This is a genomic window from Lelliottia sp. JS-SCA-14 (assembly GCF_035593345.1).
Taxonomy (GTDB): domain Bacteria; phylum Pseudomonadota; class Gammaproteobacteria; order Enterobacterales; family Enterobacteriaceae; genus Enterobacter; species Enterobacter wanjuensis.
Window position 1 is genome coordinate 547,541 of the sequence record NZ_CP141606.1, and the last position, 20,287, is coordinate 567,827.

At 58.1% G+C, this 20,287-nt stretch carries 19 protein-coding genes; 8 read left to right on the plus strand and 11 right to left on the minus strand.

From position 1 onward, the window contains the following. Positions 1–58 precede the first annotated feature (58 nt). Entirely contained in the window at positions 59–721 is a 663-nt protein-coding gene (ytfE, locus tag U9O48_RS02605; protein ID WP_282493331.1) for an iron-sulfur cluster repair protein YtfE, read from the minus strand. A gap of 248 nt (positions 722–969) precedes the next feature. Here ytfE and U9O48_RS02610 point away from each other — a divergent pair, with 248 nt between their 5' ends. Beyond that, positions 970–2,619, plus strand: coding sequence for a methyl-accepting chemotaxis protein (locus U9O48_RS02610; protein ID WP_324723455.1), 1,650 nt, complete (start codon positions 970–972; stop codon positions 2,617–2,619). Between the two features lie 142 nt (positions 2,620–2,761). Here the strand turns inward: U9O48_RS02610 and U9O48_RS02615 are convergent, their stop codons facing one another. The 3 genes from U9O48_RS02615 to U9O48_RS02625 form a co-directional block, all read right to left on the minus strand. Further along, positions 2,762–3,730: a DMT family transporter gene (locus tag U9O48_RS02615; RefSeq protein WP_324724370.1), complete on the minus strand. Its 969-nt coding sequence runs from the start codon at positions 3,728–3,730 to the stop codon at positions 2,762–2,764. Between the two features lie 75 nt (positions 3,731–3,805). Continuing rightward, positions 3,806–4,630, minus strand: a complete 825-nt coding sequence (locus tag U9O48_RS02620; RefSeq protein ID WP_324723456.1) for an AraC family transcriptional regulator — start codon at positions 4,628–4,630, stop codon at positions 3,806–3,808. Between the two features lie 81 nt (positions 4,631–4,711). Next, entirely contained in the window at positions 4,712–5,560 is an 849-nt protein-coding gene (locus U9O48_RS02625; RefSeq protein WP_324723457.1) for an SDR family oxidoreductase, read from the minus strand. Between the two features lie 169 nt (positions 5,561–5,729). Here U9O48_RS02625 and U9O48_RS02630 point away from each other — a divergent pair, with 169 nt between their 5' ends. The 5 genes from U9O48_RS02630 to U9O48_RS02650 are packed head-to-tail and all read left to right on the plus strand — an operon-like array spanning position 5,730 to position 9,664. Continuing rightward, positions 5,730–6,077 (plus strand): copper resistance protein, encoded by a 348-nt coding sequence (locus tag U9O48_RS02630; RefSeq protein WP_285150346.1) that lies wholly within the window; start codon positions 5,730–5,732, stop codon positions 6,075–6,077. 48 nt (positions 6,078–6,125) lie between these two features. Continuing rightward, positions 6,126–8,138, plus strand: a complete 2,013-nt coding sequence (locus U9O48_RS02635; RefSeq protein ID WP_324723458.1) for a protein-disulfide reductase DsbD family protein — start codon at positions 6,126–6,128, stop codon at positions 8,136–8,138. A gap of 2 nt (positions 8,139–8,140) precedes the next feature. Then, positions 8,141–8,725, plus strand: coding sequence for a DsbA family protein (locus U9O48_RS02640; RefSeq protein WP_324724371.1), 585 nt, complete (start codon positions 8,141–8,143; stop codon positions 8,723–8,725). Further along, a complete protein-coding gene (locus tag U9O48_RS02645) occupies positions 8,715–9,218 on the plus strand; it encodes a protein disulfide oxidoreductase (RefSeq protein ID WP_324723459.1) in 504 nt (167 codons plus the stop codon). Before U9O48_RS02640 ends, U9O48_RS02645 begins: the two co-directional genes overlap by 11 nt. A 59-nt stretch (positions 9,219–9,277) precedes the next feature. Beyond that, positions 9,278–9,664: a winged helix-turn-helix transcriptional regulator gene (locus U9O48_RS02650; RefSeq protein WP_282493338.1), complete on the plus strand. Its 387-nt coding sequence runs from the start codon at positions 9,278–9,280 to the stop codon at positions 9,662–9,664. 166 nt (positions 9,665–9,830) lie between these two features. Here U9O48_RS02650 and U9O48_RS02655 read toward each other — a convergent pair whose 3' ends face one another. Next, the gene (locus U9O48_RS02655; protein ID WP_324723460.1) at positions 9,831–11,774 is read right to left on the minus strand and encodes a bifunctional 2',3'-cyclic-nucleotide 2'-phosphodiesterase/3'-nucleotidase; all 1,944 of its coding nucleotides are present in this window, start codon (positions 11,772–11,774) and stop codon (positions 9,831–9,833) included. Positions 11,775–11,964: 190 nt separating this feature from the next. Between U9O48_RS02655 and cysQ the strand changes: the two genes are divergently transcribed. Beyond that, a complete protein-coding gene (cysQ, locus tag U9O48_RS02660) occupies positions 11,965–12,705 on the plus strand; it encodes a 3'(2'),5'-bisphosphate nucleotidase CysQ (protein ID WP_282493340.1) in 741 nt (246 codons plus the stop codon). On the opposite strand, the gene U9O48_RS02665 is transcribed toward cysQ, so the two are convergent. Further along, positions 12,699–13,256 (minus strand): YtfJ family protein, encoded by a 558-nt coding sequence (locus tag U9O48_RS02665; RefSeq protein ID WP_282493341.1) that lies wholly within the window; start codon positions 13,254–13,256, stop codon positions 12,699–12,701. The genes cysQ and U9O48_RS02665 overlap by 7 nt on opposite strands. A gap of 321 nt (positions 13,257–13,577) precedes the next feature. On the opposite strand from U9O48_RS02665, the gene U9O48_RS02670 reads away from it, so the two are divergent. Next, on the plus strand, positions 13,578–13,784 hold the full coding sequence (locus U9O48_RS02670) for a DUF1107 domain-containing protein (RefSeq protein ID WP_012015808.1): 207 nt from the start codon (positions 13,578–13,580) through the stop codon (positions 13,782–13,784). Between the two features lie 74 nt (positions 13,785–13,858). Here the strand turns inward: U9O48_RS02670 and U9O48_RS02675 are convergent, their stop codons facing one another. From U9O48_RS02675 to U9O48_RS02695, 5 genes are all read right to left on the minus strand, one after another. Beyond that, on the minus strand, positions 13,859–15,196 hold the full coding sequence (locus U9O48_RS02675) for a hemolysin family protein (protein ID WP_282493342.1): 1,338 nt from the start codon (positions 15,194–15,196) through the stop codon (positions 13,859–13,861). 193 nt (positions 15,197–15,389) lie between these two features. Beyond that, the gene (locus tag U9O48_RS02680; protein WP_285145739.1) at positions 15,390–16,928 is read right to left on the minus strand and encodes an MFS transporter; all 1,539 of its coding nucleotides are present in this window, start codon (positions 16,926–16,928) and stop codon (positions 15,390–15,392) included. A 58-nt stretch (positions 16,929–16,986) separates the two neighbouring features. Further along, positions 16,987–18,012 (minus strand): Gfo/Idh/MocA family oxidoreductase, encoded by a 1,026-nt coding sequence (locus U9O48_RS02685; protein WP_324724372.1) that lies wholly within the window; start codon positions 18,010–18,012, stop codon positions 16,987–16,989. Positions 18,013–18,023: 11 nt separating this feature from the next. After that, positions 18,024–19,091, minus strand: coding sequence for a Gfo/Idh/MocA family oxidoreductase (locus U9O48_RS02690; RefSeq protein WP_324723462.1), 1,068 nt, complete (start codon positions 19,089–19,091; stop codon positions 18,024–18,026). 2 nt (positions 19,092–19,093) lie between these two features. Next, complete coding sequence (locus U9O48_RS02695) at positions 19,094–20,272, minus strand: Gfo/Idh/MocA family oxidoreductase (protein WP_324723463.1); 1,179 nt, start codon at positions 20,270–20,272, stop codon at positions 19,094–19,096. Positions 20,273–20,287: the final 15 nt, after the last annotated feature.

A 20,287-nucleotide genomic window follows, 5' to 3' on the forward strand; every position in this document is an offset into this window, starting at 1 on the left:
AGACAAAAAATGCACGAAATGTAGGCCCGGTAAGGCGAAGCCGCCACCGGGCTTTTTTTTATTCCCCGGCTAATGCGCGCGGGAACAGGACGTTATTTTCCAGACTGATGTGTTCCATCAGATCGTCAATCAATACGTTGATGCCGTTGTACATCGCTTTCCATGTCGTGCAGGCATCCGCCGGTGGCGTCACGTTATTGGTGGTGTGCTTGATCACTTCCAGCAGTTCACCCGCGTCGTCATGCTCACTCTCCATCACGCTGATCGGCCCCATCGCCTGACTGCCCATGCCCTGTTTGATCATCGGGAACAGGATCTGCTCCTCTTTCATCATATGGCTGGAGAGCTCTTCATGCAGCATGGTCAGGTATTTCGCCAGCCCGCGCGGGACGGAGGCTTTATCGGCATGCACGCGCTCAACTTTGGTCGCCTGCAAAATCAATTCCGGCAGCTGTTCGCGGTGGCGGTCGTGGTAACGCACGATAATGTGGTCAATGATCTCCGCCAGCGCCGCGCTGCGCCAGTCTTTCTCGATGGGCTGCTCAGCGAGTCGCGCCAGCTCGGCTTCAATTACGTCAATATCCAGCTCTTTGCGCAGAGCCGCACGCGCCAGCGTTTGTTTACCGCCGCAGCAGTAATCCATATCGTATTGGCGAAACAGCGCAGATGCGCGGGGAATGGAGAGCGCCAGCTCGCCTAAAGGTTGGTCGCGAAAGGCCATAGCAGTTACCTCATCATCAAGAATATAAGATGCATACTAAATGCATCTTTAAGTCGGGGCTATAACTCTTTGGTGGCAGCGGCAATAATGAGATGTGCGTCACAATTATTTTGAAGTATTAACTTGCTGAATGGATTTAAAAAATTCCGCGATCGGGCTTCTCGCGCCCGACATCACGTTAAACAACCCCGCGCCCCTGCCGATAGATACAGGTCAGACAAAATCCTGCATATAACTAAAGGCATCGCATGTTTAAACGTATAAAAGTCATCACCCTCTTGATCTCGGTGTTGCTCGGGCTGGGCGCCGTCCAGCTGATCTCCGCCGGGGTATTCATCAATGCCCTGAATAACGACAAAGACAATTTCACCGTTTCTCAGCTCTCCAGCCAGAACGTGGCGGAATTTACCGACGCCTGGATCAGCCTCAACCAGGCGCGAGTGACCCTCAACCGCGGGATGCTCCGCTTACAGAGCAGCGTCGCCAGCCAGATCAACGGCGGACAGCTGAACGAGCTGGTCGGCACGGCGAAAAACCTGCTGGCCGACGCGCAGAGCCATTACGACAAATACTACGCTCTGCCGGAAACGCCGGGGATGGACGAAAAGCTCTCCAGCCAGCTGGAAGAGCAATATCGCCTCTACTCCGCGACCCTGACGCAAATGAACACCTTGCTGGCGCAGGGCAATCTGGAAGATATGTTCAAGCAAAACGCTGAACAGAAGCAGACCTCGATGCAAAAAGTGTATCGCGAGTGGCGCGAAGCGCAGGCGAAACTGACCAGCAAAGGCATTCAGGACAACGAAAGCGACTACACCCGCATCCTGTGGATCCTCTCCGCCATTATGCTGGTGGTCGTGGCGGTGATTGTCACCAGCTGGATTGCGATGCGCCGCGTGCTGTTGCTTCCGCTGCATGACGTCATCAGCCATATCCGCGCGATTGCGGCGGGCGATCTGACGCAGCCGATCGACGCCCACGGCAAAAATGAAATGGCGGTACTGGCGCGTAACGTGCAGGAGATGCAAACCGCGCTGGCGAACACCGTTGGCGTGGTGCGAGAAGGGGCTGACACCATCTACACCGGCGCGGGCGAAATTTCTGCCGGCAGCAACGATCTCTCCTCCCGTACCGAGCAGCAGGCCGCATCGCTGGAAGAGACCGCCGCGAGCATGGAACAGCTGACCGCCACCGTGAAGCAAAACGCCGACAACGCCCGTCAGGCGTCCCGTCTGGCGCTGGACGCTTCGACCACCGCCAAAAAAGGCGGCAGCGTGGTGGAAGGCGTGGTGCGCACGATGGATGAGATCGCCACCAGCTCCAGCAAAATTGCCCAGATCACCAACGTCATCGACGGCATTGCCTTCCAGACCAACATTCTGGCGCTGAATGCGGCGGTAGAAGCCGCGCGCGCAGGCGAGCAGGGCCGTGGTTTTGCGGTGGTGGCAGGTGAAGTTCGTACCCTGGCGCAGCGCAGCGCTCAGGCGGCGAAAGAGATCAAAGGGCTGATTGATGATTCGGGCGATCGCGTCAACGCCGGTTCGGCGCTGGTGAATCAGGCCGGGGAGACCATGGCGGAGATCGTGAATGCCGTAACCCGCGTGACCGACATCATGGGCGAAATCGCCTCGGCGTCCGATGAGCAGAGCCGCGGTATTGACCAGGTGGGTCAGGCGGTGGCGGAGATGGATCGCGTGACCCAGCAGAACGCCTCGCTGGTGGAAGAATCAGCAGCCGCAGCGGCAGCGCTGGAAGATCAGGCCGCGCGTCTGAACGAAGCGGTGGCGGTGTTTAAAATCACCCGCGGTCAGGCGGTGAAAGCGGCACCGGTGAAAACCCATTCGCCGAAAGCCAGGCCTGTGGCGACGGTGAACGAAGCTCACTGGGAAACCTTCTGACAGATGCCGGATGGCGCTTGCGCTTATCCGGCCTACCAAAACAAATCCAACTCGTTGGCCCGGTGGCGCTTGCGCTTATCCGGCCCACCAACACCAAATCCAACTCGTAGGCCCGGTAAGCGCAGCGCCACCGGGCTTTTTTTTACATTTCGGCCACCGGAACCACCGTCGGTTTTTCCGGTTTCGCTCTGACCGCGATCTCCACCCCCACCACCAGCAGCGCAATCCCGCACCCCGTTAACAGCGGCGGCACGCTCTGGCGCATCAGGAAGGTATAAAGCAGCCCGGCCAGAGTTTCGAAGACAATCAACGGCCCGAGGATCACCGTCGGCAGTTTCTGGCTGGCGATATTCCAGCAAAGCGCTCCGACCCACGAGCACAGCACCGCAATCGCCACCATCAGGCCGACAAACAGCCACGGACGCGGGCCAAACGGCAGCGCAAATTCCGGCTGTTGCACTCCCAGCCACCAGCAAGACGCCGCATAGCCCAGCAGCGAAACCGGCAGCGTCACCAGCGCCTGGGCGGTTGCCCACATCATCGGATGCTTATCCGGATTCTCCCGTAGCCAGCGGGCATTGCGCAGGGCATACCACGCCCAGCAGACCACCGACACCGACGCCAGCAAAATCCCGGAACCGTAACGCCAGCCGTCAAACTCGCCCACATTCGCGTGGCGCAGCTCGGCGATATTCACCAGCGTCAGCCCGATGGCGATACAGACCAGCGCAGGTACCATTTTTGCCCACGCCAGTTTGCCGTCGCGCTGGCTGTACAGCAGATTGGCGAACACCGGGATCACCACCGGCAGCGTGCCGATAATCATGGTCGAGACCGGCGCGCCGGTGCGCTGAATGGCGCTCGCCAGGCAGACGTAATAGATAATATTGCCCATCATGGTCAGGCCCAGCGCGATGCCCCAGTCGCGGCGAGTCAGCTGGCGCAGACGCGCCCGGCCCAGCCACGCCAGCGGCAGGGCGATCAGCCCCAGCGCCAGATAGCGCCCCATCGACTGCAGCACCGCCGGGTATTCCGGGACAATCAACGGCCCGACAAAAATCAGCCCCCACATCAAACCCGCCAGCAGGGCATACAACACGCCGCTAATCATTTTGCCATCCACGTCAGAGAAACCTGCGTGCAGTGTAGGAAGACGCACGTCGGGAATATTGTATGAGATTGCGCATTAGCGCCGGACGACCTCCTTCTGATTGCGAACCGGCGTGATGCCGTAGCGATGGGTAAAGGCGCGGGTGAGATGCGACTGGTCGGTGAGACCTGTGGCGGCAGCCACTTCGGCGGCTGGCATGCCGAGGGTAAGAAAAGCTTTGGCGCGCCACAGGCGGATCGCCATCAGCATCTGGTGCGGCGTGACGTGAAAGTGGGCTTTAAACTGGCGCTGGAAATGGTACGGGCTGAGGGAGACCACGCGGGCCAGCTCGTCCAGCGTGACCGGATGCATATAGTTATCGTGCAGATACTCGCGCGCCCGCTCAAAGCGATGCCCCCCTTCCTGAATCACCGGCGCATGGCGCGCCAGCGGCTGGAAGGTATCGATCAGATCCAGCAGCAAACCCTTCTGCGCCAACGGATCGTCCGTGTGCCAGAGTCCATAAATCAGCTGACAGATCTGCTGCGAGCGCAGCGGGTCGTGGCGCGTGACGTCGCTAAACCACCAGTGGCGGATACCGGTCACTTCTTCGAGCAGATCGGGGTCGAGATAGACCATCCGGTAGCGCCAGCCGTCGTCGGTCGCCGCTTCGCCGGTGTGCAGCTCGTCAGGATTCATGGTGACAACGGAATGGACGGGAGCGACGTATTGCGTGCCGCGATAGCGAAAGCGCTCGGCACCGGCTTCAATCGCGCCGATCCCGAAGGCTTCGTGGGTGTGAGGCTCAAAGGCGTAGCGTGAGATATGCGCGTGATACAGTTCGACGCCCGGCACCTGCGCCAGATGGCGAAAGCGCGCGCTGTCTCTCTCATCGATGAACTGTTCGGGTACGCCTTGCACGGTGAGCCTCCGGGTGGGTCATCTTTTCATTATCAGAGATGACCCACGGGGACGCCACAAAAATTAACCAATGTTTAACGCTTACAGAATGCCTTTGACGCTCTCTGCCAGCGTCGTGGTCGGGCGACCGATGAGCTTGCTAAGGGTATGGCTGTCGTCGAACAGACCGCCCTTAGAGGCGCCCGTATCGGAGTCTGCCAGCATATCCGCCAGCCCGGCCGGTAAGCCAACGCCTTTCAGCGCGGCGGCGAAATCGGCTTCGCTCAGGTTCTGATAGGTCACCGGTTTGCCGCTCTGTTTACTCAGTTCGGCGGCGAGGTCGCTCAGCGTCCAGGCATTGTCACCTGCCAGTTCGTACACTTTGCCCGCGTGGCCTTCTCCAGCGACAACGACAGCCGCTGCCGCCGCGTAATCTTCGCGCGTGGCCGAGGCGATTTTGCCGTCACCCGCCGCGCCGATAAACACGCCGTGCTCCAGAGCGGGTGGCGCGCTGGCGAGATAGTTCTCCGTATACCAGCCGTTACGCAGCAGAGCGTAAGGAATGCCGGACTCGGCCAGCGCTTTTTCAGTCTGAACGTGTTCAACGTGCAGGCCGAGCGGGGATTGATCCGCATGCAGCAGGCTGGTGTAGGCGATGAATTTCACGCCCGCCGCTTTGGCGGCATTGATGACGTTCTGATGCTGAGTCGCGCGCTGGCCAACTTCGCTGGAGGAGATCAGCAGCAGTTTCTCCACGCCGCTCAGGGCTGCAGTGAACGCCGCCTGATCCGTGTAATCCGCCTGACGCACAACGATACCTTGTTGGCTCAGGGCCTCGGCTTTCGCCGGGTTACGCACAATCGCCACGATCTGGCTGGCAGGTACGGTTTTCAGCAGGTTGTCGATAACCTGTTGGCCAAGCTGGCCGGTAGCGCCGGTAATTGCGATCATCGGGTATGTCCTCGGTGTTTGTCTGGTGTGGAGGAACATTATCACCACCACTAACTTTTAGTAAGTACGTACAAAAAGGTAAGTGTCAAATGCGTCATGAAGACGTTTCTTTACAGCACCGCGCCTTTTTTGCCGCTAAGATAAGCGCCTGAATTTGATTGAGGCGTCTATGATCCCGCGTCAGCGTAAAGCTTTTCTTCTTGTTGCTCTGGCATGTCTGGTGGTGCTTGTCTGCACAACCCAGCGCATGGCGGGGCTGCACGCGCTGGTGATGAACGCCTCTCCTGTGGCTCAGCAAAGTGTCGACGGCGATGCCCCGGTCACCCCCTGCGAGCTGAGCGCCAAATCCCTGCTGGCAACGCCGCCGATCATGTTTGAGGGCGCGCTGTTTGCCATTACCCTGGTGCTGGCGGTAATGGCTGCCGTACCGCATCGCCCGGTGCGCCGCTGGCCGCCTCGCGTTATCTCTCCGCCCCGATTGCGGGTGCATCTGCGACTCTGCGTCTTCCGTGAATGATTGATTGCCTGCGAATTCAGGTTAATCAATTATTTATGGAGAAAATAAATGCACGCATATTTAAGGCAGCTTCTGATCTGCCTGCTTTGGCTATGGCTGCCCGTCAGTCAGGCCGCCGACAGCGGCTGGCTGCGCGCCGCGGATAACGATCACGCCAGCGTTCGCCTGCGGGCCGACGCTCAGCAAAAGGGCGACACGCGCCTGCTGCTGGACGTCAGCCTGGAGAAAGGCTGGAAAACCTACTGGCGATCGCCGGGAGAAGGCGGCATTGCGCCCGCCATCAAATGGCAAACCCCGCTGGAGATGGACTGGCGCTGGCCGGTGCCGCAGCGTTTCGAGGTGGCAGGGATTTCGACTCAGGGTTATGACGGCAAGGTCTCTTTCCCCATCACTCTGCGCGGCGCAATGCCCGAGAAACTGGCGGGCGTGCTGACGCTCTCCACCTGCAGCAACGTCTGCATCCTGACGGACTACCCCTTCGTGCTGGATCTCACTGTGCCCGCCGACCCGCAGTTCAGCTACGACTTCAGCCGCGCGCTGGGCACGCTGCCGCTCAAGGAAGGGCTGACTTCGCAACTGAGCGCCGGTTTCGGTGGCGAAAAGCTGACTGTCACCGCCACCCGCGAGGCGGGCTGGCAAAACCCCGAGCTGTTTATCGACACCCTCGCGGACACGGATTTTGGCAAACCGGTTTACCGGGTTGACGGCCAGACTCTGACCGCAACGCTGCCCGTCAGCGACGGCTGGGGCGATGCCGCACCGGATCTCAGAGGCAAAACCCTGTCGCTGGTGTTAGCCGACAGCGGCCAGGCGCAGGAGAGCCGGGTGACGGTGGGGGAGACTCAATCCAGCGCCGCCCCGTTATCCCTTGGCTGGATCCTGCTGATGGCGCTGGCCGGAGGGCTGATCCTCAACGTCATGCCGTGCGTACTCCCGGTGCTGGCGATGAAGTTGGGCAGCATCGTGCAGGCCTCAACGACCCATCGCCGCGTCGTGCGTCAGCAGTTTATGGCCTCGGCCGCCGGGATTGTGACCTCGTTCCTTGCCCTCGCGCTGATGATGACCGCCCTGCGCCTCAGCAATCAGGCGCTGGGCTGGGGCATCCAGTTCCAGAACCCGTGGTTTATCGCGGCAATGGTGCTGGTGATGGTGGGCTTCAGCGCCAGCCTGCTGGGACTATTTGAAATCCGCCTCTCCTCCGGTTTTTCAACGTTTCTCGCCACGCGTGGCGGGAATGGTCTAGTGGGCCATTTCTGTCAGGGGGCTTTTGCGACGTTGCTGGCGACACCCTGTACCGCGCCGTTCCTCGGCACGGCGGTGTCGGTGGCGCTGGTCGCTCCGTTGTCGCTGCTGTGGGGGATCTTCCTGGTGATGGGGATCGGCATGAGCCTGCCGTGGCTGCTGATCGCCGCCTGGCCGGGGCTGGCGCTGCGCCTGCCGCGTCCGGGGCGCTGGATGAACGTCGTGCGGATAATCCTTGGGCTGATGATGCTCGTGTCAGGCCTGTGGCTTGCCAGCCTGCTCGCTGTCCACATCGGGCCACTGCCGACGCAGGCGTTTAGCGCGCTCCTCGTCATCGCGCTGCTGCTCGCCACGCTGTGGCGCTGGGGTTGGCGGGTGGCCTTGTGGAGTACGTTGGTCGCGATCGTGGCGCTCGCCATGACTCTTGTGCTACTGCGCACCGGCCACACGGGGCTTACGAAAGATCGCATTGCCTGGCAGCCGCTCAGCGAAAAAGCCATCACCGCTGCGCTGGCGGACAACAAAAGGGTGTTTGTGGATGTCACCGCCGACTGGTGCGTGACCTGTAAAGCCAACAAATACAACGTCCTGCTGCGCGACGAGGTGCAAGACGCCCTCAGCGCGCAGGACGTGGTAGCCCTGCGCGGTGACTGGAGCCGTCCGTCAGAGACCATCGGCCAGTTCCTCCGCGCGCGCCAAAGCGCCGCCGTCCCCTTTAACCAAATTTATGGCCCCGGACTCGAGCAAGGCCGCGTCTTGCCGCCGCTGCTGGACCGCGATGATGTGCTCCAGACCCTGACCGATGCCAAAGGAAAATAATGATGCGTATTTTAGCCACACTTCTGCTGTTCTGTTTTTCGACTCTGAGTTTTGCCGCCGAACCCGATCTGGAGAATTTGCTCTGGAACGACCCTGATACCCCCGCGATGGGGGCGGAAAAACCACGCCTGACGCTGGTCTCCTTTACCGATTACAACTGCCCGTACTGCAAGCAGTTTGACCCGGAGCTGGAGAAAATCGTGCAGAAATTTCCGGACGTCAAACTGGTGGTGAAACTCCTGCCGTTTCGCAGCGAAAGCTCTGCCAACTCCGCGCGCATCGCCCTGACCGCGTGGCGACAGCAGCCGCAGCAGTACTGGGATCTGCACCACCGGTTGATGTCGAAGAAGGGCTATCACGATGACGCCTCTATCCTGGCCGCGCAGCGGAAGACGGGGACTGCGGCCATCAAAGCGGATGAGAAGAGCGGTGAAACCCTACAGATGAATTTGATTCTTGCTCAGGTGCTGGGCGTGCAGGGCACGCCGGCGACTCTCGTCGGCAAAACCATGGTGCCGGGCGCAATTCCTTACCACGACCTGGAGGCGCTGGTGAAAGAAGAGCTGGCGAAACAAGATGCGCAGTAGACTCGCGCGCTGGCTGCGCGAAGGCATCGTCTGGCTGCTGATTGCGACAGCCGCAGTTGTGATTGTGGATCAGTTCCGCAAGCCTGAGCTCCCCGCAACATTCATCAGCACGCCGCTGCAGACGCTGGACGGCGAATCGGTGGATCTGACGAAGCTGAGCCAGGATCGACCGTTGCTGGTGTACGTCTGGGCGACCTGGTGCGGCGTGTGCCGCTACACCACGCCGTCGGTGGCGAACATGGCGGAGGAGGGCGGAAACGTCCTCACCGTCGCGCTGCGCTCCGGTGAGGATGCGGCGCTGAGCCAGTGGCTGGCGAAAAAGCGATACGCGATGCCGACGGTTAACGATCTAAAGGGTGAGCTTGCGAAAAGCTGGCAGGTGCAGGTCACGCCGACGGTGCTGATTATCTCGCATGGGGAGGTGAAATCTGTGACTACCGGTTACACCAGCGGCTGGGGCATGAAGCTGCGGCTCTGGTGGGCGGGGTTATGATATGGCACACTATCGCCACTTATCGCTAACTTTTAGTAAGTACCCTCAGAAAGGTGAGTATAAAAACGTCAATCCCGACTCTCAGCGAGCAAATGCGCGACGGCAATCTGTTTGCCGAACAGTGTCCGTCCAGGGATGTGCTCAAGCACGTCACCAGCCGTTGGGGCGTGCTGATCCTGGTGGCGCTGCGCCAGGGGACGCATCGTTTTAGCGACCTGCGCCGCAAAATGGGTGGCGTCAGCGAGAAGATGCTGGCCCAGTCGCTGCAGGCGCTGGAGCAGGACGGATTTGTCGATCGCGTGTCGTATCCGGTGGTGCCCCCGCACGTGGAGTACAGCCTGACGCCGCTGGGCGTTGAGGTGAGCGAGAAGGTTGCCGATCTGGCGGACTGGATCGAGGTGAATACGCCGCAGGTGTTGGCCCATCGGGACGACCGTGCGGCGTGATGGATTGCCGGGTGGCGGCTTCGCCTTACCCGGCCTACGGGTTCGGCATGATTTGTGGGTTTTGAACCACGGATTCGGTGCGATTTGCGGGTTTTGAACCACGGGCTCGGGGCGTCATGGGTTTTGTAGGCCGGGTAAGGCGTAGCCGCCACCCGGCACAACCACGCTACTTACTCAAATCCACCTGATAAATCGCAAACCCAATATCGTCGTTACCGACGTTCTTCATCGGATACTGTGCCTTATCTTTGATAAACGCCGCGGCTTTGGCGGACGGTGACGTCTCAAAGCGGATATCCAGTTTGGTATCGCTCTGAATCGGGGCCAGACGCCAGTTATTGTCGGCCGCCGGATGGATCGCGCCATCTTTCTTCGACTGCTCGCCAATCCACGCCGCCAGCACCGAGCGGTTCTCGTCCGGCGACGCAAAGGCGATATGGCTATCGCCGGTTCCGGCGAATTTCCCGCCGTAGGCGCGATAGTTATTAGTCGCCACCAGGAACACCGCGTTCGGATCGATCGGTTTGCCGTTGAAGGTCAGATTCTTAATGCGTTCCGCCTGCGGGTTCACCGTCTGGCACTCGCCGTCATATTTCGCGGGCTGCGAAACATCAATCTGATAATCCACGCCATCGATCACGTCAAAGTTATAGGTGCGGAAACCGTCCCAGTTGATCAGCGACTGCGGCTTGCTGCTGTGAACGTCGATCTGGTTAAACTGCCCGGCGGAGCACTCCAGCCACTCCTTCACCTCTTTGCCCGTCGCTTTCACCACCACCAGGGTGTTCGGATACAAATAGAGATCCGCCGCGTTGCGGAAGGTCAGCTGGCCTTTTTCCACTTCCACGTAGCTGGCCGGGTCGTTCTTGCGTCCGCCGACTTTGAACGGCGCTGCAGCCGACAGCACCGGCAGTTTTGCGAGGTCCGGATCGCCCTGAATAAAGCGCTCAACGTAGGCTTTCTGCGCCATATTCACGACCTGAACAGTTGGATCGTCCTGTACCAGCGCCAGATAGCTGTACATATTGTCGGAGGATTTGCCGACCGGTTTGCTGACGAATTCGCGGGTGGCGTCGTGATCGTGTTTCAGCACGTTCAGAATGTTTTTATCTTCCGCCGCCAGCGATTTTTTGGCCGCCGCGTCGTAAATCGGGCGCGCTTCGGCTTTCGACTGCGTCACCTGCCATTTCCCGCCGTCGTTGTTCAGCACCAAATCCACCACGCCCAAATGATCGCCCCACATGCCCGGCATCACCGACGGCACGCCGTTCAGCGTCCCTTTCTCGATATCCGCGCCCTTAATGCTGGCGAAATCTTTGCCCGGGAAGACCGCGTGCGCATGACCAAACAGGATGGCGTCAACGCCCGGCACTTCGCTGAGGTAATAGACGGAGTTCTCGGCCATCGCCTGATACGGATCGGCAGAAAGACCCGAGTGCGCCACGACCACGACCAGATCGGCCCCTTTCTCACGCATCTCCGGCACATATTTGCGCGCGGTTTCGGTGATGTCGTTGACGGTCACTTTGCCCGAGAGATTGGCTTTATCCCAGGTCATGATCTGCGGCGGGACAAACCCGATATAGCCGATTTTTAGCGTCTGTTTTTTACCGTCCTGATCGACGACCTCGGTCTCTTTGATCAGATACGGCGTAAACAGCGGCTTATTGGTCTTAACGTCGATGATATTGGCGTTAACGTACGGGAATTTCGCGCCAGAGAGCGCCATATGGAGATAATCCAGACCGTAGTTAAACTCGTGGTTACCGAGGTTGCCGACGGCGTAATCCAGGGTATTCAACGCTTTATAGACTGGGTGAGTATCACCTTTTTTCAACCCCTTCGCGGCCATGTAGTCCCCGAGCGGACTACCCTGAATTAAGTCGCCGTTATCGACCAGCACGCTGTTTTTCACTTCGCCGCGCGCGGCGTTGATCAAACTTGCGGTGCGTACCAGTCCGAATTTTTCTGTCGGGGTATCTTTGTAGTAATCGAAGTCCATCATGTTGCTGTGCAGGTCGGTGGTTTCCAGAATGCGGAGATCAACCGTCGCTGCCTGCACGCTTGCGGCAATCAGCGTCGCCAGAAGCGTTGCGCTAAACTTAATCATCAGAGGAGTCCTTTTTTCGATCCAAGCCACAAAAGAGTATGTATGTACATTTTGTTGCTTACAGAAGTGTGAATCCTGCCAGAAAAAAGCGCCGTGAAACCAGAATTGCTTCACAGATAGCGGAATTGTTTACAATACGATATAACTAAAACAAAGAGTTATGACCACTGCGATAACAAAGAGGTGGAGAATGTTAGAGAAAATTTGTCAGCTCGCACGGGATGCGGGTGAGGCCATTATGCAGGTCTACGATGGCGCGAAGCCGATGGATGTCGTCAGCAAGGCCGACGACTCCCCGGTGACGGCGGCGGATCTCGCGGCCCACGCTGTGATCCTGAAGGGGCTACAGGCCCTGACGCCGGATATCCCCGTGCTGTCGGAAGAAGATCCTCAGAGCTGGGATGTGCGCCAGCACTGGCAGCGCTACTGGCTGGTGGATCCGCTGGATGGCACGAAAGAGTTCATCAAGCGCAACGGCGAGTTTACCGTCAATATCGCGTTGATTGAAAAAGGCAAAGCGGTGTTGGGCGTGGTCTACGCCCCGGTGCTGAAGGTGATGTACAGCGCCGCAGAAGGTAAGGCGTGGAAAGAGGAGTGCGGGACGCGCAAGCAGATCCAGGTGCGTGACGCGCGACCTCCTCTGGTGGTGATTAGCCGCTCCCACAGCGACGGCGAAATGCAGGAGTACCTGCACCAAATCGGCGAGCACCAGACCACGTCGATAGGATCATCGTTGAAATTCTGCCTGGTAGCGGAAGGGCACGCTCAGCTCTATCCGCGCTTTGGGCCTACCAACGTCTGGGATACGGCGGCAGGCCACGCGGTGGCATCCGCCGCGGGCGCACACGTTCACGACTGGCAGGGTAAGCCGCTGGACTATACCCCGCGCGAGTCGTTCTTAAATCCCGGCTTTCGGGTCTCGATTTACTGACCGAGCAATTTATGCAGCAGGGCGACAACCTGCTGCACCTCTTCCTGCGTCAGCGCGCCGTCTTTCGCCCACTCAACGCGGCCCGCTTTGTCCAGCACGATAATCGCTGAACTCTCCTCTTCCAGCCCCCATGCTTTGCGCGTCACGCCGTTGCTGTCGACAATAAACTGCGACCACGGATAGAGCTTTTTATTGCTCTCCAGGCTGCTGCGCACAAACATGCCCGAGCCTGGGATGGCATCATCGGTGTTCACAATGGTGGTGGTCTGATAGCGGTCATGGGGGAATTTTGCGGACTTGATCGCTTCAACCAGAGTGGCATTTTTCTCTTTTGCCGAGGTGCGACCGGCAATATGTTGCACCACTCGCACTTTCCCCGCGAGCTGCGCGCTATTCCAGGGTTTATAGCTAAACTTATCATTGTCGAGAATCAATTCTCCCCGATCGGCGATACCGATCGGTGGCACACGCTGTCCATTTTCAATGTTATGCGCGAAGGCCATCATCGGCAGTAACAGGCAGGCTGCGGCCAGGATGTTACGAAGGGTCATGGTGTTTCCTTATAGTTGCAGGTGATCCGACCACTTGGTCTTACGGTTTAATCATAAGTGCGATCAATCGGCTTTTCCCGCAATCCGAATGCCAGTTTGCGGGTGAACGCACATAACCGTAAAAAAACGAAGGCTTATACTGTTTTGTGAAACGCTATGCAAAGAATGTTCTGAATAATTGTAATCAAACGGTAAATAAACTTATGCATACTGGGTATCAACGTTTTTCTGGTCTATAGTCATTGAGCAATAAATTTGCGCTCAGGACAGTCGGCCCGATTGTGGCGCCGCAAGAGCGTATGATTCGCAGGAGATACAAGAATGAAAATTTTCCAACGCTACAACCCGCTTCAGGTGGCGAAGTACGTGAAGATCCTGTTCCGAGGACGGTTGTACATCAAGGATGTTGGCGCTTTCGAATTTGATAAGGGCAAAATTCTTATCCCGAAAGTAAAGGACAAACAGCACTATTCTGTGATGTCCGAAGTCAACCGACAGGTTATGCGTCTGCAAACTGAGATGGCTTAACCGCGTGCTATGCAGTAGTTAAAGCAGTATAAAAAAAACGGCTCCCGAGGGAGCCGTTGATATTTGTGAGGCGCTTACGCCGACACTTTCTCTTCCGCGTCCGGCAGCTTCGGCACCAGCACCGTCGGTTTGTTATCAATGCGCGTCACCAGCAACTGGTCAATGCGGTAGTTGTCGATATCCACCACCTCGAATTTGTAGCCGGAGAACTTCACCGAGTCGGTACGTTTCGGGATTTTACGCAGCATAAACATCATGAAGCCGCCAATGGTCTCGTAGTTGCCTGACTGCGGGAATTCGTCGATATCCAGCACGCGCATCACGTCTTCAATCGGCGTGCCGCCGTCCACCAGCCATGAGTTCTCATCGCGCGCCACGATCTGCTCTTCCAGACCCTGGCCGACCAGGTCGCCCATCAGCGTGGTCATCACGTCGTTCAAGGTAATGATCCCCACCACCAGCGCGTATTCGTTCATGATCACCGCGAAGTCTTCCCCGGCGGTTTTGAAACTTTCCAGCGCTTCGGAGAGCGTCAGGGTGTCCGGCACAATCAGGGTATTGCGGATTTGCACGCCGCTGTTCAGCGCCAGGCTTTGGTTCGCCAACACGCGGTTGAGCAGGTCTTTCGAGTCGACGTATCCGATGATGTGGTCGATATCTTCGTTACACACCAGGAACTTAGAGTGCGGATGCTCGGCCACTTTGTTTTTCAGGCTCTGCTCGTCTTCGTGCAGATCAAACCAAATCACGTTTTCACGCCCGGTCATGGAGGACGGTACGGTACGGGATTCCAGTTCAAACACGTTCTCGATCAGCTCATGTTCCTGCTTACGCAGCACACCGGCCAGCGCACCGGCTTCAAACACCGCGTAGATATCATCGGAAGTGATGTCATCTTTACGCACCATCGGCAGCTTAAACAGACGGAAAATGGTATTCGCCAGGCCGTTGAAGAACCAGACCAGCGGACGGAACACGTACAGGCAGAAGCGCATCGGGTTGATGATGCGCAAAGCCACAACTTCTGGCGCAATCATACCGATGCGTTTCGGGGTTAAATCCGCGAACAGGATGAACAGGCCAGTCACCAGCGAGAAGGAGAGAATAAAGCTCAGCTGCTCGGAGAGTTCAGGCGCGAAGTACTTAGAAAACAGGCTGTAAAAAGCCGGAGAAAAGGCCGCATCGCCCACGATACCGCCGAGAATGGCGACCGCGTTCAGACCGATTTGCACCACGGTAAAGAACATACCGGGATTTTCCTGCATTTTCAGGACGCGTTGTGCATTGAGATTGCCATCGTCGGCAAGCAGTTTAAGTTTGATCTTGCGGGAGGCGGCCAGCGAAATCTCAGATATCGAGAAAAATGCACTGACGGCAATAAGACAAAGTATTACTAAAATACTGTTTAACATAGTTTATCCGGCTTCTCGCCAGATCCTCGGAAGGGAAGTTGATTTCATTCGTGTGAAGACACATTGAACATCGGCTCGTAGCGTTGAGCCGATTATTTCAGCGGGTAGTATAGCGTAAACGAGTGTAAATCCGCCAGAGGTCACATTTTGACTAAAAAAAGGCCGGGCAGACCGCGCCGCCCGGCCCTGGGGGTCAGGAGAGACTGACGTTATCCACCGGTCGCCGTGCGGCGTTGCCGCCCCAGACTTCGTCATATTCATAGCCGGTGAGCTGCTTGATGATCACGCGGGTGCGGTCGTCGCAGTCGCGATAATCGCCGCCCAGTTTGCGACGGGCGATCTCTTTGAGCAGCAGCTTGTGGGTCTCGCGCGTCAGCTTGAACTTGTAGGTGGTGATAAAACTCACCGCCAGCAGCGCGGAGGTGGCGAATAGCATCAGACCGATGATGGCGTACAGCGCCGATTCAGGCTGCGCGCCGCTGCCTTTCACGAATCCGGACTCCTGCAACACCACGCCGATCAGCATGATCGCCAGCGCCACGGTACTTTTGCGCGTCAGGACCATGACGCCGGCAAAAATCCCCTCCCGACGCTGCTGGGTGACCATCTCGTCAATATCAGGAATGAAGCTGTAGATATTCCACGGGATGTAATACAGCCCGGAACGCGCCGCGCCCAGCAGAATAAAGACCGCCGAAAACAGCAGGGCAGGAACCTGAGTGTCGGTGTAATAGACGGCGAACAAGAATGCCAGCACGAAGAAGATACAGCCGTATGAGATGCGCAGTGCCGCCGACGGGGAAATATTCAGCCGGTTTAACAGCAGCATAAATCCGTAGGTGCCGGGCACCGAGGCAAACGCCGCAATGCTTAGCCAGCCGGATACCGCCGCTGCGTCCTGGCTCAGGCAATAGACCACGTAATAAGTAAAAACTGAACCGAACACATCCATCGCGGTAAAAGAGAAAATATAGATGATGATGTGTAAGCGGAAGGCGCGAATATGGAACGCGGAGAAGAGATCCAGCACCAGATATTTCAGGTGATTGAGTAAACCGCTACTGCGGTGGGTCTCTATTTTAAAATCGGACTCCTGATGGACATCTTTTGCCTCCCACGTCGTGCGCCAGGTAATAAAGACCGCGAGACAGAAGACGCAGGAGAAAATGAATCCGGTAAGAGTGTAGGTGAAAGGATTATCTTTTCCGGTGAAGTGCATAATCACGCCCGGCACCGATACCGCGAGAAAACCGCCGAGCTGGGAGCAGATCATGCGCACCCCGGACAAGCGGCTGCGCTCTTCGTACCGGTTGGTCATCTCTGCGGCCAGGGTCTCCCAGGGCACCAGCACCATCGCCGACAATAATTCAATCGACAGATAAGTCCCGAGATAATACCAGTAGCCCATGTCCGTTACCCACAGCAGGGCGTATAAGAACATCAGCGGGGAACTGAGTAATAAAAAGAAGCGACGCCGACCGAATTTCCGCCCAAGCCAGGTATCGCCAAAATTGTCGGTGATATAGCCCATGATCGGGCTTAATACGGCATCAATGACGCGAGCAATGGCAAAGATAGAACCGGCTTCGAGGACGCTCAGTCCGCAATAGGTGGTATAAAAAAATAACAGCCAGGTGCCAATAATGGCGAAAGCGCCTCCGCCAAACAGATCGGTTATGCCGTAGCCAAGGGCCACACCATAACCAACCCTGCGTTCAGTTGGTTTGACCATAATATTGATACTCAGAGTAGGGTTATTATGAACCAGATTATTTCTGGCCGTTTTTTATTCACTGCTGATTTATCTCAATCCATTGCCGCATCTGGGATGATCGATATATTGCCTCCACGAGGGTGAGTGATTTCCCGGCTTCGCGAATATCGGTGTAATCCGCTTTATCAGGATCTGTGAGTGCGGCGTAAAAATCACCGATGGCGTGCTGATGGCCGAGCCCCCAGTAGCTTTTTGCCGCTCCATTGGGTGAGGCGTCGCTGACCAGTTTGATCCGCTCGCCGTTTTTGATTCGCCACAGGGCGTTATCAACCAGCTGCAGCGTGGCGTTTTCGCAGTGGATTTCAAGCCACAGCGGTGAATCGGTGGTGTGGCAGTTGCTGGCGTAAAACAGCCCGCGCGCACCGTTGGTGAAGTGCAGCGTCGCCATCGCGCTGTCTTCGGCTTGCGTCACGTCCGCCAGCTCGCCGCTGTCGACGACCCCTTTCAGGCGCGTCACGCCGCCCGCAAACCACTGCATCAAATCGAGCGTGTGAATTGCCTGATTGATCAGCAAACTCCCGCCCTCGGTGGCAAAGCGCCCGCGCCACGGGCTTTGGGTGTAATAGGCCCCCGAGCGCGACCAGGTGAGCACGGCTTTAATACTCAGCATCCTGCCGTGGTCTCCCTCCGCCAGCTCGCGGCGAATGCGCTGGCTGGTGGGGTTGAGCCGGTTCTGATAGCACACGCCAAGCAAGCCCGGCGCGTTTTGCGCGGCCATTGCGATCTCGGCGATTTCGCCTCCGTTCATCCCCACCGGTTTTTCGCAGAACACCTGTTTGCCCGCCGCGAGGGCTGCCAGAATCATGCGTTTATGCTCGAAATGCGGCGTGCAGATGTGCACTACGTCGATCTCACCGTCGAGCAGCATTTCGCGATAGTCCTGATAAAAGCGGCACTGGTACGCCATCGCCAGCTTCAGACCTCGTTCACTGTCGATATCGACCAGCGCGCGCAGGGTTACGCCGGGCATCTGGCGCAGGGCGTTGACGTGGCAGGTGTGGATCGCGCCGCCGCCGATAATCGCCGCATTGAGCATTTTCATCGCGCCTCCCGTTAATCCGCCGCGTTCGCCAGCATCTGCGCTTTCACGCACAGCTCGGCCGCCTTGAACGCGTGCGCCTGAGTCATCGCGTTTTCGCTGCGATTCAGGCAGTCCTGGATCAGCTCGCCAAAGAACGGGAAGCCGACCTGGCCCGCCACCGGATAGCGGAACTCACCCTCTTTGTTGACCAGATAGACCACGTCCTGCTCGCCGCGGGTGAGATCGACGTATTTGCGGATCTCGATATAGCCTTCGGTGCCGAGCAGCGTCAGACGCCCGTCGCCCCAGGTGGAAAGCCCGTCGGGCGTGAACCAGTCGCAGCGGAAGTAGCCGCTGGCGCCGTTTTCGCCTTTCAGCATCGCATCGCCGAAATCTTCAAAATTTGGATACTGCGGATGGTTAAAATTCTGCGCCTGGGCGGCCACCACCGTGGCCTCGCGGTTCCCGGTGTAAAACAGGAACTGCTCAATCTGATGGCTGCCGATATCACACAGGATGCCGCCGAAATAGCGCCGCTCGTAGAACCAGTCCGGGCGGCCTTGCCCTTCGCGATGGGGTCCGGTGCCAAGGGTCTGTACCACGCGGCCAATCGCCCCCTGTTGCACCAGTTGTCCGGCAAAGACCGCGCTCTCGACGTGGAGGCGCTCGCTGTAATAGACCGCGTATTTGCGCCCGGTTTTCGCCACCATCGCTTTGGCATCATTCAGCTGATCCAGCGTGGTGAGCGGCGCTTTGTCGGTGAAATAGTCTTTGCCCGCCGCCATTGATTTCAGCCCCAATGCACAGCGTTCGGACGGCACTGCCGCTCCGGCGACCAGCTGCACCTCGCGGTCGGCAAGAATCTCTTCCAGCGAGTTGGCGACCTTCACCTGCGGATACTGCTGCAAAAATTTGTCCACTTTCGCCGGGTCGGGATCGTAGACCCATTTCAGCGTCGCCCCGGCCTCGATCAGCCCGTTGCACATCCCGTAGATATGGCCGTGATCGAGGGCCGCCGCCGCGAAGACAAATTCGCCGGGCTGAACCACCGGCTGCGGTTTGCCGACGGGCGCGTAATTCATACCGTCATTTTTGTTCATGGTCAGATCCCCTGGTCCAGATTTTTGCCTAATGGAATGGCACCGACTTCGCTGAAGTTCGCGACGCTGGCGGATTTTTGGTAGAAGCGCGGGGCGAGCACGTTGGTGCCGCCGGTGCGATAGAACGGGTCGTCGCGTGAGATGGGCAGACGCACCACGCTGCCGGTGATGGACGATTTATAGATGGCGGTGATGAGTTCCAGCGAGCGTTTGCCCTGCACACCGTCCACCAGCGGGGCGGTTTGGCGCTCGACGGCGCACAGCATGTCGTTGATCTGCCCGGTGTGCAGCGTCCACTCCAGTTTGGGCGTCTCCTGAAACACGGCGTTCAGCTGCGCTTCGCGCGCGGTATCGTGGGTGGCCTGCGGGAAACCGTTGTCGGCGCTGACGCTGGCGAACACCTCCCACGGGGCGGAGATCCGCGCTTTCTCGCCCTGAATCACGATCTTCTGATCTTCCCCGTGATGCACCACCGAGGCGGTGAGCTGCGTCAGTGCGCCGCTCGGATATTTGAAAATGGCGGCGCTCAGATCCTCGACTTCGGCGTTGTCATGGGCAACGTTGGTCATCATCGCCACCACTTCCGACGGAAAGCCGAGCATCCACTGGATGGCGTCGATGTGATGCACGGCATGATTGAGGGTGCAGCCGCCGCCCTCTTTTTCCCAGGTGCCGCGCCACCAGAGATCGTAATAGCAGTGGCCGCGCCACCAGAACGAGTCCACCTGCGCGTGGCAGATTTTCCCCGCCAGTTCAGAATCCAGCGCCGCCTTCAAGCGCCAGAAGGCGTCGGTAAAGCGGTTCTGGGCGATGATCGACAGGGTTTTCCCGCTGGCCTGCTGCGCGGCAATCATCGCGTCGCACTCCTCCAGCGACGCGGCCATCGGTTTTTCACACAGGACGTGGCACCCGGCGTTCAGGGCGTCGATGCTGATGTCCGCATGGACGTAGGGCGGCGTGCAGACGTCGACGATATCCATTTCCGCTTCGGCGGCCAGCATTTGCTGGTGGCTTTCGTAAACGCGGGCGTGCTCCAGACCGTAGCGCGCCTTTTTCTCCTGCGCTTTTTCCGGGTAGATATCCACCAGCGCCACGATGCGGCAGCGCTGCCCGAATTCCAGATAGCTCTGAATATGGTTATGCGAGATGTTCCCTGTTCCCACGATGGCGATTTTTAACATCGTTATTTCTCCGGT